A 13927-nucleotide genomic window follows, 5' to 3' on the forward strand; every position below is an offset into this window, starting at 1 on the left:
TAAAATCGATTAAACGAACAACGATTAAACAAGAAATGAAAAGAATTGTAATTTTAATACTACTCAGTTTTCAAGGGCTTTTAGCTCAAGTACAATTTGAAGCTAGAGTTAGTAAGAACACATTAGGACTTAATGAGAGGCTTCGTGTCGATTTTACGATGAATGATGATGGCGATAATTTTACTCCGCCTTCATTTGAAGGCTTCCGAATAGTTGGAGGGCCTAGTCAGCAAGTCAGTCAGTCATGGATAAACGGACGAAGTTCCTTTAACAAATCCTATTCTTATTTTTTATTGCCTACGCAAAAAGGAACATTATTAATAAAACAAGCTGCTGTTGAAATCAACGGCCAAATTTATAAAACAAATCCAATTAAAATAAATGTTACAGCAGCAGTAGAGCAACCTCGTGACCCAAATGATGCTCCGCAAGTATCTGTAGATGATGCCATTCATCTTGTTGCCGAAATTTCAAAAGGAAATCCATATGTAAACGAACCAATTACTGTAGTATACAAATTATTTTTTAGTTACAACATCGGAATCACCAATTGGCGAGAACTTAACAAACCAAAATTCAATGATTTTTGGAGTCAAAACATTGACATCAAACAACTAGTTGCAGAAGAAGGAAAATACAACGGCGAAAAATTTCGATATGTAGTTTTAAGAAAAACGGTGCTATACCCACAAAAATCTGGTAAATTAGAAATAGAACCTTTAACATTAGATATTGATGTGCAAGTGCCTACAAACCGAAGAAATATTTTCGGACAAGCACAACTTGTAGAAGACAATAAACGGGTCTCTGCAGGAAGCAAAACTATCAATGTAAAACCGTTGCCAGAATCAGGCAAACCTGAAGATTTTTCAGGTGCAGTTGGGAGATTTAATTTTACCGCAACACCATCTAAAACAACGCTTAAAAACGGGGAGTCACTCGATTTACTAGTTTCTGTATCAGGAACAGGAAATTTAAAACTATTTACATTACCCAAACCTTTAGTTCCTAATTCATTAGAAATGTATGATGCTGTTCATGACGAAAAAGTACAAACGCCCCTTTCTGGAATGAACGGAAAAATATCAGATTCTTATACCATTATTCCACAGTTTAAAGGGAAATATCCCATAAAACCGATGTCGTTTACCTATTTTGATTTAGCGACTTATAAGTACAAAACTATTACTTCTCCTGAGATTTTTATTACCGTTCTCGACGGACCTACTGCTTCCGACAATGCAGTCGCAGCTAATACAGGAGTTTCTAAAATGAAAGTTTCAGCTGGCGAACAATTTAAATACATTAAATTAAAAACAACTCTTTCATCAGTTAATGAAAAAGATTTCTTGGGTTCTACTTTATTTTATTCATTGATGGTGTTGCCGTTTTCTCTTATTCCACTTATTATTTTAGTGAAGAAAAAGAAAGAAGCTATTGATGGTGATGTTTATGGAAACAGAATTAAAATGAATAACAAACTGGCCAAGAAATATTTATCGGAAGCCAAGAATCAAATCAATAATAAAGAGCCATTTTATATTGCTTTAGAAAAGGCCATGCACAATTTCCTGAAAGCGAAACTGCATATCGAAACCTCTGAAATGAGTAAAGATAAAATACAAGAGTTATTAATTTCAAGGAAAGCTACATCAGAAACAGTTCAATCATTTATAGATTTAACTCAAAATTGCGAATTGGCTCGATATGCACCATCATCAAGTGTTGCCATTCAGCAGGATTATGAAAAGGCGGTTCTAATATTATCGGATTTAGAAAAACAAATTTCTTAACCACATCTGATTTTAGTGTACTTAGTGTTTAAATTCATATTATGAAAAATATTTTATATCTATTACCATTAATTTCTCAAATTTTCTTTGCTCAAACGAGCTTCGAAAAAGGAAATGCATTGTACCAAAAAGGCAATTACAATGAAGCAATTGCAGCTTATGAAAGTGTTTTGCAATCTAAAAAACAATCAGCAGAGTTGTATTTTAATATTGCGAATTGCTATTATAAATTAAATAAAGTGGCACCAGCAATTTATAATTACGAAAAGGCATTAGTTATGAATCCTAATGATACCGAAATTCAAAACAATTTAAAATTCGCCCATAAACTACAAATTGATGAAATTAAAGAAGTGCCAAAAGTAGGTTTCGCAAAAATAATTCGAGATTTTACCGCAACATTTCATTACAATACTTGGGCTTGGATTTCAGTTTCGCTAGCACTATTATTTTTATTGTTTTTTATAGGTTATTATTTTTCTCAAATTACAGCATCTAAAAGAATATTCTTTTTTGGAATGTTTGTTCTTGTTTTCTTGATTCTGATTAGTACATTATCAGCAATTTTCGAGAAAAGCCATTACGAAAATGAAAGACCTGCAATAGTTTTTGCCGAAGTAATAGCAGTAAAAAGCGAACCAAAATTGTCAAGTTCAGATGTGTTTACGCTTCACGAAGGGACAAAAGTCTATGTTTTAGAAACAGTTGATGATTGGAAAAAAATTCAACTAACTGATGGCACCGAAGGCTGGATTATTGATAATGCAATTAAGGAAGTAAAAAATTAGGGTTCAGTTTTCTTTTATAAATTACTCCTTCTTCAAATCTACATACCATTTTTCTATCGAAGGGTAAATGAATCGAGCCGTTTTTTGTATAGGTCTATAAAACAGCGATTTATCTAAAGTCTCTTTTTTAGCAAATGTATTATTGAAATTTATTTTTTCAAATAGATTCAGAACAATACTGATAAGCAATACTGTTTTAAAAAATCTAAATAATCCGCCACCAAGTTTATTTATCCAGCCCAAATAAGCAAAATTTGCAATCCCTGTTAAGAATTTTGCAAAAAACGAAATGCCTAATAAGACTAAGATAAAAGTAATAATAAAGGAAAAAATTTGAATCATTTTGGATTTAGAATGCAAAAAGCCACTAATTATCTCACCTACAAACGAAGAGAATTTTATAGTAAAATATATCCCTAAAACTAGTGAAACCAATGAAGCCAATTCTACAAAAAGACCACTGCGTAAGCCTTTATAAATAGAATTACACAATAATCCGCCCAAAATAATATCTAAAAAACTCATATAATTTCTGTTATTGATTAAAAAATGAGCAAATATAAAACAATAGTTCTCTTGCATTGTCAAATTTCAAGTTCTTATCTTTACCAACTAATTTTGTGTTTTATGAATTCATAATTCATAATTAATAATTCAAGAAATGTCTAGAGACACACAACTAAAAGAACGCTGGGAACAGCTCGTAAATATACTTTCCAACCAATTTTCGCAAGGCGAAGACTTAGATTTGGATGCAATTATCTATTTAATTGGTGTTCAGGAACTCGGAAAAGTGCATCAAGCCTTTAAGAAAGATGAGAAACTCAATCTGATGCACATCGCTATTTGTAGATTATTAGAGCCTTATGGATTCTACGAATTTGAATATTTCGATGAAGACGGCTGGCCACATTTTAAAGTAAAAGAAGAGTTGCCTCCTTTAAAAGCAGGAGAACAATCCGTTTTAATGAAAGAAGCCATCGTAAATTATTTTTTAGAAAAAGAGCTAATCGATTGATGATTTCAGATTAACGAATGCAGATTTATGTTTTTATGGCAGATGTTTAGAAAAACTTCTAACTTCTAACTTCTAACTTCCAACTTTTTCATAAATTCGCAATCTCAATTATTGGATGAAAATGATAGACAAGATAAAAGAATATATTGGTGAAGCTCAAGCTTTTTCTACTCAAAATGCTGCTGAATTAGAAACATTCCGAATTAAATTTCTAGGAAGTAAAGGGCTTTTAAAAGAATTTTTTGCCGAGTTTAAAAATGTGCCAAATGATCAAAAAAAAGAATTTGGTCAGGTCATTAATTTATTAAAAACGACAGCCGAAGAAAAAGTAAAAACCATTCAAGATTTCTTAGAAAGTAAAGAAGAAATTAAAGGGTTTTATGGAGATTTAACACGTTCTTCTGAGCCAGTAATTATAGGTTCTCGTCATCCAATTTCGTTGGTAAAAAACCAAATTATTGATATTTTTTCAAATATTGGTTTTAATGTTTCTGAAGGACCAGAAATTGAAGACGATTGGCATAATTTCACCGCATTAAACTTGCCTGAATACCATCCAGCTCGTGATATGCAAGACACTTTTTTCATTCAAACCAATCCAGATATTTTGTTGCGTACACACACTTCATCGGTACAAGTAAGGTATATGGAAAACAATAAACCGCCTATTAGAACTATTTCTCCAGGCAGAGTTTTCCGAAATGAAGCCGTTTCATCACGTTCGCATTGTATTTTTCACCAAGTTGAAGGATTGTATATTGATAAAGATGTTTCTTTTGCCGATTTAAAACAAACACTTTTATATTTCACCAAAGAGATGTTCGGAAAATCTAAAATTCGTTTGCGCCCTTCCTATTTTCCTTTTACAGAACCAAGTGCTGAAGTTGACATTTATTGGGGTTTAAAAACCGAAACCGATTACCGTATCACCAAAGGTACTGGTTGGTTAGAAATTATGGGTTGCGGTATGGTCGACCCTAATGTTTTAAAAAATTGCGGCATTAATCCTGATGAATACAATGGTTTTGCTTTTGGGATGGGAATTGAAAGAATTGCCATGCTTTTATATCAAATTGGCGATATCCGAATGTTTTATGAAAATGATGTTCGGTTTTTAGAACAGTTTAAATCTAGTATTTAAAAGAAAAATGATAATAGACGGATAGATGAAAGAAGCTATCTTAGTCTTTCATTTATTGCTCTATCACTATATTATCTAAAAATGAAATCAGACATCATTATCCCCGTAGTTGAAAACATTTTCCTAGCGGCAATCCCAGAATGGAGCGACGACTTTATGGAAAAAGTTTGGAATGTATATATTGTAAACGATAGCGATTTTCAGTTAGACAATATCATGGTAGTTTCAAAAGCTTTTGGGACCATTGATGGAGAAATGAAAAAAACCTCCTTATTACGCCATGCTTTTGTAGAAATCCCTTGTGTTTCAGTTGTAAAAGTTGAAATGCTACAAAATAGCTTGTTGGCCCTAAACAACGAGTTTATGGTTACTTTTTTTATTGGTAACACGCTATACGATAAAAAATACATATTTAAAGCGGATTCTATTCACGAAGATTTTGAAGAAGAAGTGCCAATATTATTTGTAAATGGAGTAATTTCAAGGTAAAACATTGTTAATTTGTTCAAAATAGTTAATAAAAAGTATTTATTTTATCAATAATTTACAGAATACCTTACCTTAGCATTCTTATTTTTCCAAAAGCACAAACAAAACAGAAAACAATAGTACGAATGAAACAATATGATTTTTTAAATTCTCCTACAATTGATCAAGTTGGAGTTGAAGATAGAATTAGCAGAATAACCGCCCGAAGTATAAAGAAAGAAGCTAAAATGCATGGGCTTTTAATGGCGCTAAACATGATAGACCTTACTACGCTAGAAGGAGCTGATACTGAAGAAAAAGTAAAACAATTGTGCTATAAAGCGCATCATTTACATGATGCTATACCAGGATTGCCAACAACCGCAGCCGTTTGTGTGTATCCTAATTTTGTTAAAATTGCAGTCAATGAATTAAAGGGAACAAACGTAAAAGTAGCTTCTGTTGCAACAGCTTTTCCAAGCGGGCAATCGAGTGCTGAGGTTAAATTGCTAGATGTGAAAATGGCAGTTGACAATGGTGCTCACGAAGTAGATATGGTTATAAGTCGTGGCAAATTTCATAGTGGCGATTACAGTTTTGTTTTTGATGAAATTGCTATGATAAAAGAAGCTTGTGGAAAAGATGTTCGACTAAAAGTAATTCTTGAAACAGGCGAGTTGGGCGAACTAGACAAAGTACGTCGTGCAAGTGATATTGCTATGTACGCTGGAGCCGATTTTATAAAAACATCAACTGGAAAAATAAGTCCAGCAGCTACATTACCAGTAACTTTAGTTATGCTCGAAGCGATAAGAGATTATTATTATGAAACTGGAATTATGATTGGAATGAAACCTGCTGGCGGAATCTCAAATTCAAAATTGGCACTTCAATACTTGTTGATGGTAAAAGAAACTCTTGGCGGAAAATGGTTAACCAATGAATATTTTAGATTTGGAGCGAGTAGTTTGGCTAACGATGTTTTAATGCAAATTGTGAAACAAAAATCAGGTATTTATCAATCAGGAGATTATTTTTCTAAAGTTTAAATCAGATGAAAAAACAACATAATATAGATTTTAGTTCAGACTGGAATTTAGTTCCAGCACCAGAAAGCACAGCAACAATAAAGTTAAAAGAAACCTACGATTTGTTTATTAACGGCAAATTTGTAGCGCCAAAATCAGGAAAGTATTTTGACACTATAAATCCAGCAAACGAAAAGGTATTAGCCAAAGTAGCCGAAGCCAATGAAGAAGATGTTGATTTAGCTGTAAAAGCAGCACGAAAAGCATACAATACTACTTGGTCTAAACTATCTGGAAAAGAACGAGGAAAATATTTGTATCGAATTGCACGAATCATTCAAGAGCGTTCAAGAGAATTTGCAGTGATTGAAACCTTAAATGGCGGAAAAGCCATTCGTGAATCTCGAGATGTTGATGTTCCTTTGGCAGCAGCTCACTTTTTTTATTACGCTGGTTGGGCTGATAAATTAGAGTATGCTTTTCCAAATAGAAAAACCAAATCATTGGGTGTTGCAGGACAAATTATTCCTTGGAATTTCCCATTATTAATGGCAGCTTGGAAAATTGCTCCCGCTTTAGCAACTGGAAATACAGTGGTTATTAAATCTTCAGAAACAACACCCTTAACCCTATATTTATTAGCCGAAGTGATACAAGAAGCAGGTTTGCCGCCAGGAGTTGTAAACATTGTTTCTGGAGCAGGACAAACAGGTTCACATATTGTTAATCATCCCGATGTCGATAAAATAGCATTTACAGGTTCAACAGCTGTTGGTAAAATTATTATGAAAGCGATTGCAGGAACGCCTAAAAAGGCATCTATGGAGTTGGGCGGAAAAGCAGCAAACATTATATTTGAAGATGCAGCATTAGATCAGGCGGTTGAAGGAATCGTAAACGGAATCTTCTTCAATCAAGGACATGTATGTTGTGCGGGATCGAGATTGTATGTACAAGAATCTGTTTTTGATAAAGTAGTTCAGAAATTAAAAGATAGAATGCAAGCCTTAACGGTTGGCGACCCTATTGATAAAAATACCGATATAGGAGCAATTAATTCTAAAAAGCAATTGACAACTATTCAAAAATATATTGAAATTGGTTTAGAAGAAGGTGCTGAAATGTATCAACCAGTTTGTACTGTTCCTGAAAACGGATTTTGGTGCAAACCAACCTTGTTTACTAATGTAACACAATCTAACCGAATTGCTCAAGAAGAGATTTTTGGACCTGTGTTAGCGATTCAAACTTTCAGAACTATTGATGAGGTTATTGATAAAGCCAATAATTCACCTTATGGATTATCGGCTGGAGTTTGGACCGATAAAGGCTCAAAGATTTTTAATATGACGTCACAATTGAGAGCTGGAATAGTTTGGGCAAATACCTTTAATAAATTCGATCCAGCTTCTCCATTTGGGGGTTATAAAGAAAGTGGTTTTGGACGAGAAGGTGGCGTTCACGGATTGGATCAATATTTGAAATTTGTTTAAAAAGTAAGCTATGTCTAGAATTGAAGTTTTAAAAACGTATAAAATTTTTATTGGTGGGAAATTTCCAAGAACAGAATCTGGTCGTTTTTATCCATTAAAACATAACAATAAAATAATTGCAAACATGTGTTTATCATCGGTAAAAGATTTTAGAAATGCGGTTGTAGCAGCTCGTTCTGCACAAGGAGGTTGGGCAACTAAAACAGCCTATAACCGAAGCCAAATTTTATATAGAATTGCTGAGGTTTTAGAAGGAAGAAAAGCACAGTTTATAGAAGAATTAGAAACTCAAGGTATTGCAAAAAGCAAAGCCACTCAAGAAGTAGAATTAAGCATAGACCGCTTGATTTATTATGCGGGCTGGTGCGATAAATACATTCAAATGCACAGTACGGTTAATCCTGTTTCGGGAAGTTATTTTAATTTTTCTGTTCCTGAACCTATGGGAGTTGTAGCTGTTTTTGCTCCAGAAGATAGCGGATTATTGGGATTGGTTACTCAGATATGTAGTATCATTGCAGGAGGAAATACTTGTGTAGTTTTAGCCTCAGAGCATTTGCCATTATGCGCCATTTCTTTTTCAGAAGTACTAGCAACATCAGATGTTCCTAATGGAGTAGTAAATATATTAACGGGTAAAATAGCAGAGTTAAGCGCAGTATTTGCATCGCATATGAATGTAAATGCGTTATTGTATTGTGGTTCTGATTCCAATTTAATAAAATCTATTCAAGTACTTGCTATTGACAATATAAAGCGAGTAATTGTTCGTGACAATAGTGATTATATGGATGAAAAGTACGAAAATTTACACTACATCTATGATTTTCAAGAAACCAAAACCACTTGGCATCCTATTGAACAAATAGGTGGCGCAGGAAGCGGTTATTAGGATTAAACATAAATATTTTGAAAAACCTGTGAATTATTTTACAGGTTTTTTTGAATTTATAGAAAATAGAACTAATCTAATTTTTCAGTCAATTTCTTAAAGGTTCTTTTAGCATCTTTCCCTTCATATAAAATACTGTATACCGCATCGATTATTGGAGTTTTTGCGCCATAACCTTGATTCAGTTGCCACGCACTTTTTGCGGCATAATAGCCTTCAGCAACCATACTCATTTCCATCATAGCGCTTTTTACGGTATAGCCTTTTCCTATCATATTACCGAACATTCTATTTCGAGAAAACACAGAATATCCGGTTACCAATAAATCACCTAAATAAGCTGAATCATTAATGTTCCGTTTCATTTTATGCACTTTTCGGATGAATTTTTTCATTTCCCGAATGCCATTACTCATTAAAACCGATTGAAAATTATCTCCATAACCCAAGCCATGAGCCATTCCAGCAGCTATAGCATAAATGTTTTTAAGCATCGCTGCATATTCAGTTCCAATAATATCATCGGTGATTTTGGTTTTGATATAATTATTTGAAAAATATTTGGCTACAATTTTAGCTTTTTCGGCATCGCCACAAGCAATTGTTAGATAGGATAAACGCTCTAAGGCAACCTCTTCTGCATGACAAGGTCCCGTTATTACTCCAATATTTTCAAAAGGAATATCATACACTTTATTGAAATGTTCACCAACAATTAAACTGGTTTCGGGAACAATTCCTTTTATTGCTGAAAAGATGATTTTATCATTTAAACTTTCAGTCATTTTTGACAATTCACTACCTAAAAATGCAGAAGGAATAGCAAAAATAATGTAATCGGCATAAGCAACTGCTTCGTTAATATCGTTAGTGAGTTTTAATTTTTCGATATTAAATTCTACCGAACTCAAGTAATTAGGATTGTGATGCTGTGTTTTTATATGTTCAACTGCTTCTTCATTGCGCATATACCATGCAATTTCTGGTAGATTTACACAAAGTATTTTTGCAATCGCTGTTGCCCAACTTCCTCCACCAATTACTGCAAATTTTGGATAATTTTCCATTATTAATTAGTCTCTAAATTAGCTTTTAAACGAAATTATCATATTAAAGCACAAAAAAATATCAGTAATTCAAAATTTAAAACTGAATTTATTAATTATTCAAATGTAACGAAAATTCACAAAAAGCAGATAAGAAATATGAAAACAGTAAGTCGATTTCATTTTTATAAAACATTAACGCAAAATTATGAATATCAAAACAATACCATGCAATTCTTTTCGTTTTAAAAAAACAGGATTTAATTTGGTTAGTTTTTTCCTTTCTTAAAGTTTGTTTTGGTGAAAAAAGGTGTTTTTAAGTTATACTTAAGAATGCCTTTTTTAAATTTTAAAGAGTTATTTCTTATATAGATTATTATGGTCTATGTATTCCCAAACTTTTGCAGGTAAAAGAGGTTGTACATTTTTTTTGTTTTTGATGTTTTCACGAATAAAAGTAGATGAAATTTCTACAATTGGGGCGTTTATAAATTGAATTCTAGGATGGTTTTTAAATTCGTTATTTTCTATTTCTGATGAAATGCGTGGATAAACATAGATATCATGATTTTCTAAAATTGTTTCATAATTTTTCCATTTATGAAAGGTTTTTATATTGTCTTCTCCCATAATTAGTGAAAATTCATATGTAGGATATTTATCTTGTAGATGCGAAAGAGTATTTACAGTATAATTGGGTTGCGGTAATTTAAACTCAAAGTCAGAAGGTTTAATTTTTGGATAATCTTCTGTTGCTAAAAAAACCAATTGCAACCGCTGATAATCATCTAATAACGTATCTTTCTTTTTTAGAGGATTATGCGGCGTAACCATCATCCAAATTTGGTCTAATCCAGAATATTCACCCATATGATTGGCAATAATTAAATGACCTATATGAATGGGGTTAAAAGTGCCAAAATAAAGACCAATTTTCATGTATTTAATTTAAAGATTAACATTAGCGATAGAATTTTTAATTCTTCAATCTTTCAAATTTTTAATCATTTAGAAATTTTTTTACCAATTGATATGCTTCTTCTTTTGCAACATCTAAATCATAATTTTTAATAATTTTGTCAAATTGTGGTGCTGTAGCTAATTCTACTGAGGCTTTTGCAATTCGCATGTTTATTTTATCTTCACTTTCGGTAGAACGTTTTTTGAGTCTAATTTTTAATTCATCAATACTGGGTGGTTTTACAAAAACAGCTAGAGTTTCTTCTGGAAATTTGTGTTTTATACGCAATCCGCCAGCGACATCAATGTCAAAAATTACGTTTTTGCCTAATGCCCAAATGCGTTCGATTTCACTTTTTAGGGTACCATAAAAATTATCACGATATACTTCTTCCCATTCTAGAAAATCTCCGGCTTTAATATGTTTTTTAAACTCCTCGGTAGAAATAAAATAATAATCTTTACCATTTACTTCTTCACCTCTTGCTTCTCGTGAAGCAGCCGAAATAGAGAATTCTAAATTCAAATCTTCTTTACTTAATAGATGCTTTACTATTGTTGTTTTTCCTGAACCAGAGGGCGCAGAGAATACGATTAATTTTCCTTTTTTCATTTTAAAATCATTGTAAGGGGTTGCTAGGCGCGAAGCAAAGCAATTTCATTCTCCATTTTTATTTTTTAGCCACGACTTACACAAGTTAATTGGTAAAAATTCTAAAGCACATTCAAAACTTGTTCTTTTATTTTTTCTAATTCGTCTTTCATCATTACCACTAGTTTTTGCATTTGTGCATGGTTCGATTTAGAGCCCATTGTATTAATTTCTCTTCCCATTTCTTGAGTAATAAAGCCTAGTTTTCTGCCGTTGGCTTCATTTCCGTTTATGGTTTCTAGAAAATAATCTAAATGGTTGGTTAGACGTACTTTTTCTTCGGTAATATCTAATTTTTCGAGATAATATATCAATTCTTGTTCAAAACGATTTTCGTCTACATTTACTTTAAGTTCGGTTATTGCGGTTTGCAAACGGTCTTTTATGGCTTGAACACGTTCAGGATCTAAAGCTAGTGCTTGTTCCATGTAGGAACGAATATTGCCAATTCGTAATTGAAACTCTTTCTCTAATGAAGCGCCTTCGTCTTTTCTGAAACTAATAATATTAACTAAACCTTCTTCGATAACACTTTGAATTTGCTTCCAATCATTTTCATCAATTTCTTCACGTTCCGTTTTTAACGCATCTGGCATTCTTACCGCCATTTTCATCAATTCTGTCTCATCGGCTTCGCTATAAACTTCACGTAATTGATCGATATATGCTTTTACGATTGGCACATTAACTTTGGTTGAGGTTTGCTCTGCGCTGTTTTCAATATATATAGAAAAGTCAATTTTGCCTCTTTCTAATGCTAAAGCGATTTGATTTCTCAAACCCAATTCGAGTTCTCTATAAACAGAGGGCATTCTAACATTTAGATCTAAACCTTTACTGTTTAAAGATTTTGCTTCTACCGTTATTTTTTTTGTAGGCAATTGAAGTGTTGCTTTGCCAAAGCCTGTCATAGATTGTATCATAAAATGGTATAAAAGAGTTCAAATATAAGGAAAAAGTATTTTTTATTATGCAGCTTTTGTTTTTATCTGAGTAACCAAATAAACACCAACGAATATTAAAAATGCAGAACCTATTTTAACAGGATTTAATTGGTCTTTTCCTAAACTTATAGCAAATATCGATGCAAATAAAGGTTGTAAATAGATAAAAACAGCTACCGTTGTTGGCTTTAATTCTTTCATAGAAAGAAGATTTAGCAAATAAGTAATAAAGGTCGAAAAAATAACAACAAAACCTATTTTTAAAAGAATTAAATCAGGAACCATTCTCCAGTTTACAGTTTCAAATTGATTCCAACCAAAAGGCAAAACCATTAAAAATCCAAATAAATAAATCCATTTTACAAACGTAAAAGCATTGTATTTATCCATAAGTTTTTTTACAATTATAAGATAAAAACTATACGAAACAGCATTTATAAATACCAAAAAATTCCCTAAACCTGCATTTGAAGTATTTTCTATAGATTTTCCATATAAAATAAGCATTGCGGTGCCTATTAAACCTAAAAAAATTCCTAAAACTTTTTCCTTTTGCATTTTTTCTTTTATAATAATTGCAGCTAAAACCATTACAATCATTGGAGTTGTAACCATAATTACAGCTGCCGAAATAGGAGAGGTAAGACTTAAGCCTTTAAAAAAGGTAAGCATATTGAATGCAACCCCAAAAAAAGCGGCACCAACGATTCTAATAAAATCAACACGTTCTATTTTTTCTTTTGAAATGAAAAGACTCACTATCCAAAATAAAATTACAGTTCCTCCAACACGCAATAAAATAAATCCGTAAGCACCAATATATTGAGGCATAACATCTTTTGCGATGGTAAATGTAACCCCGTAAATTATTGAAACTATAGTTGCGCTAAATAAAGCTAGATTTCTATTAGACATTAGCTTAAAACTTTCAAGACTTCTAAAATGTTTTTCTGGCTGTTACCTATATAAATTTTATTTTCAATTATAAATACCGGACGACTTAAAAAAGTATAATGTTCTAGAATATATTTTCTATAATCATCTTCGGTTAGCGATTTGTTTTTTAAATCCATTGATTTATATAATTGTGCTTTTTTGCTAAAAAGTGCTTCGTAACTTCCTGAAAGAAAATACATTATTTCCAAATCTTTTTCGGAAATAGGGTCTTGTTTGATGTCATGAAAAACCAAATCATTGTTTTTTGGTAATGATTTTATAATTTTTCTACAAGTATCACAAGAAGCGAGATAATATATTTTGTTCATAATTTAAAATGAATTTCTTATTGCAAAGAAAATTCATTTGAGGTGTAAAATGACTATTTTTGATTAAAATTATTTTTATGGAATCAACATTCAAAATATGGAGTACCAATAGGAATTTATATTTAAACTTTATAAATACGTATTCATTAGAGCAACTTAACAAAATCCCTGATGGATTTAGTAATAATCTTATTTGGAACATAGGTCATGTTATAGTGGTTCAACAGGGTTTGGTTTATAAATTTTCAGGATTGCCTATGAATGTTTCGGATGATCTGTTTGATAAATATAAGAACGGTTCTAAACCAGCCAAAACAACTACTGACGAAGAAATTTAATTCTTACAAAGAGTATTCCACATCAACAGGTTTTAATCTTACTTCTGCAAAAGAAGCAATGGAGTTTAACAATTATCATGAGGCATTACACTTTGGTTTTA

Annotated in this window: 16 protein-coding genes; 9 read left to right on the plus strand and 7 right to left on the minus strand. The window is 32.0% G+C overall.

All coding sequences use genetic code 11. The features are described from left to right. Positions 1-35: 35 nt before the first annotated feature. Entirely contained in the window at positions 36-1793 is a 1758-nt protein-coding gene (locus F6464_RS07315; RefSeq protein ID WP_151107160.1) for a BatD family protein, read from the plus strand. A 41-nt stretch (positions 1794-1834) separates the two neighbouring features. Then, positions 1835-2581 (plus strand): tetratricopeptide repeat protein, encoded by a 747-nt coding sequence (locus F6464_RS07320; RefSeq protein WP_151107161.1) that lies wholly within the window; start codon positions 1835-1837, stop codon positions 2579-2581. A 21-nt stretch (positions 2582-2602) separates the two neighbouring features. On the opposite strand, the gene F6464_RS07325 is transcribed toward F6464_RS07320, so the two are convergent. Further along, complete coding sequence (locus F6464_RS07325) at positions 2603-3106, minus strand: CvpA family protein (protein ID WP_151107162.1); 504 nt, start codon at positions 3104-3106, stop codon at positions 2603-2605. Between the two features lie 136 nt (positions 3107-3242). Here F6464_RS07325 and F6464_RS07330 point away from each other — a divergent pair, with 136 nt between their 5' ends. The 6 genes from F6464_RS07330 (at position 3243) to F6464_RS07355 (ending at position 8621) form a co-directional block, all read left to right on the plus strand. Continuing rightward, positions 3243-3599 carry a hypothetical protein gene (locus F6464_RS07330; protein WP_151107163.1) on the plus strand — a complete coding sequence of 119 codons (357 nt, stop codon included), beginning with the start codon at positions 3243-3245 and terminating at the stop codon, positions 3597-3599. Positions 3600-3720: 121 nt separating this feature from the next. After that, positions 3721-4740: a phenylalanine--tRNA ligase subunit alpha gene (gene pheS, locus F6464_RS07335; protein WP_151107164.1), complete on the plus strand. Its 1020-nt coding sequence runs from the start codon at positions 3721-3723 to the stop codon at positions 4738-4740. A gap of 81 nt (positions 4741-4821) precedes the next feature. Then, entirely contained in the window at positions 4822-5229 is a 408-nt protein-coding gene (locus F6464_RS07340; RefSeq protein WP_151107165.1) for a hypothetical protein, read from the plus strand. A gap of 125 nt (positions 5230-5354) precedes the next feature. Then, a complete protein-coding gene (gene deoC, locus F6464_RS07345) occupies positions 5355-6257 on the plus strand; it encodes a deoxyribose-phosphate aldolase (protein WP_151107166.1) in 903 nt (300 codons plus the stop codon). 5 nt (positions 6258-6262) lie between these two features. Beyond that, positions 6263-7729 carry an aldehyde dehydrogenase family protein gene (locus F6464_RS07350; RefSeq protein ID WP_151107167.1) on the plus strand — a complete coding sequence of 489 codons (1467 nt, stop codon included), beginning with the start codon at positions 6263-6265 and terminating at the stop codon, positions 7727-7729. 10 nt (positions 7730-7739) lie between these two features. Then, a complete protein-coding gene (locus F6464_RS07355; protein ID WP_151107168.1) occupies positions 7740-8621 on the plus strand; it encodes an aldehyde dehydrogenase family protein in 882 nt (293 codons plus the stop codon). 71 nt (positions 8622-8692) lie between these two features. On the opposite strand, the gene F6464_RS07360 is transcribed toward F6464_RS07355, so the two are convergent. From F6464_RS07360 to F6464_RS07385, 6 genes are all read right to left on the minus strand, one after another. Next, positions 8693-9688, minus strand: a complete 996-nt coding sequence (locus F6464_RS07360; protein ID WP_151107169.1) for an NAD(P)H-dependent glycerol-3-phosphate dehydrogenase — start codon at positions 9686-9688, stop codon at positions 8693-8695. 336 nt (positions 9689-10024) lie between these two features. After that, positions 10025-10606: a nicotinate (nicotinamide) nucleotide adenylyltransferase gene (gene nadD, locus F6464_RS07365; protein WP_151107170.1), complete on the minus strand. Its 582-nt coding sequence runs from the start codon at positions 10604-10606 to the stop codon at positions 10025-10027. A gap of 61 nt (positions 10607-10667) precedes the next feature. Then, the gene (gmk, locus tag F6464_RS07370) at positions 10668-11240 is read right to left on the minus strand and encodes a guanylate kinase (RefSeq protein WP_151107171.1); all 573 of its coding nucleotides are present in this window, start codon (positions 11238-11240) and stop codon (positions 10668-10670) included. 101 nt (positions 11241-11341) lie between these two features. Further along, positions 11342-12202, minus strand: coding sequence for a YicC/YloC family endoribonuclease (locus tag F6464_RS07375; protein WP_151107172.1), 861 nt, complete (start codon positions 12200-12202; stop codon positions 11342-11344). A gap of 45 nt (positions 12203-12247) precedes the next feature. After that, a complete protein-coding gene (locus F6464_RS07380; protein WP_151107173.1) occupies positions 12248-13138 on the minus strand; it encodes a DMT family transporter in 891 nt (296 codons plus the stop codon). Continuing rightward, positions 13138-13488, minus strand: coding sequence for an arsenate reductase family protein (locus tag F6464_RS07385; protein ID WP_151107174.1), 351 nt, complete (start codon positions 13486-13488; stop codon positions 13138-13140). Before F6464_RS07385 ends, F6464_RS07380 begins: the two co-directional genes overlap by 1 nt. A 77-nt stretch (positions 13489-13565) precedes the next feature. Between F6464_RS07385 and F6464_RS07390 the strand changes: the two genes are divergently transcribed. Next, entirely contained in the window at positions 13566-13826 is a 261-nt protein-coding gene (locus F6464_RS07390; RefSeq protein WP_225318044.1) for a DinB family protein, read from the plus strand. The last annotated feature ends 101 nt before the right edge of the window (positions 13827-13927 follow it).

It is taken from the genome of Flavobacterium luteum, assembly GCF_008806775.1.
GTDB classification, from domain to species: domain Bacteria; phylum Bacteroidota; class Bacteroidia; order Flavobacteriales; family Flavobacteriaceae; genus Flavobacterium; species Flavobacterium luteum.

Bases quoted from the DNA above. Each gene is read 5' to 3' on its own strand.
- nadD (WP_151107170.1), bottom strand. From the start codon at position 10,606: ATGAAAATTGGTCTTTATTTTGGCACTTTTAACCCCATTCATATAGGT.
- F6464_RS07385 (WP_151107174.1), bottom strand. From the start codon at position 13,488: ATGAACAAAATATATTATCTCGCTTCTTGTGATACTTGTAGAAAAATT.
- F6464_RS07355 (WP_151107168.1), top strand. From the start codon at position 7,740: ATGTCTAGAATTGAAGTTTTAAAAACGTATAAAATTTTTATTGGTGGG.
- F6464_RS07360 (WP_151107169.1), bottom strand. From the start codon at position 9,688: ATGGAAAATTATCCAAAATTTGCAGTAATTGGTGGAGGAAGTTGGGCA.
- F6464_RS07375 (WP_151107172.1), bottom strand. From the start codon at position 12,202: ATGATACAATCTATGACAGGCTTTGGCAAAGCAACACTTCAATTGCCT.
- F6464_RS07315 (WP_151107160.1), top strand. From the start codon at position 36: ATGAAAAGAATTGTAATTTTAATACTACTCAGTTTTCAAGGGCTTTTA.
- F6464_RS07390 (WP_225318044.1), top strand. From the start codon at position 13,566: ATGGAATCAACATTCAAAATATGGAGTACCAATAGGAATTTATATTTA.
- F6464_RS07380 (WP_151107173.1), bottom strand. From the start codon at position 13,138: ATGTCTAATAGAAATCTAGCTTTATTTAGCGCAACTATAGTTTCAATA.
- F6464_RS07340 (WP_151107165.1), top strand. From the start codon at position 4,822: ATGAAATCAGACATCATTATCCCCGTAGTTGAAAACATTTTCCTAGCG.
- gmk (WP_151107171.1), bottom strand. From the start codon at position 11,240: ATGAAAAAAGGAAAATTAATCGTATTCTCTGCGCCCTCTGGTTCAGGA.
- pheS (WP_151107164.1), top strand. From the start codon at position 3,721: ATGATAGACAAGATAAAAGAATATATTGGTGAAGCTCAAGCTTTTTCT.
- F6464_RS07320 (WP_151107161.1), top strand. From the start codon at position 1,835: ATGAAAAATATTTTATATCTATTACCATTAATTTCTCAAATTTTCTTT.
- deoC (WP_151107166.1), top strand. From the start codon at position 5,355: ATGAAACAATATGATTTTTTAAATTCTCCTACAATTGATCAAGTTGGA.
- F6464_RS07330 (WP_151107163.1), top strand. From the start codon at position 3,243: ATGTCTAGAGACACACAACTAAAAGAACGCTGGGAACAGCTCGTAAAT.
- F6464_RS07325 (WP_151107162.1), bottom strand. From the start codon at position 3,106: ATGAGTTTTTTAGATATTATTTTGGGCGGATTATTGTGTAATTCTATT.
- F6464_RS07350 (WP_151107167.1), top strand. From the start codon at position 6,263: ATGAAAAAACAACATAATATAGATTTTAGTTCAGACTGGAATTTAGTT.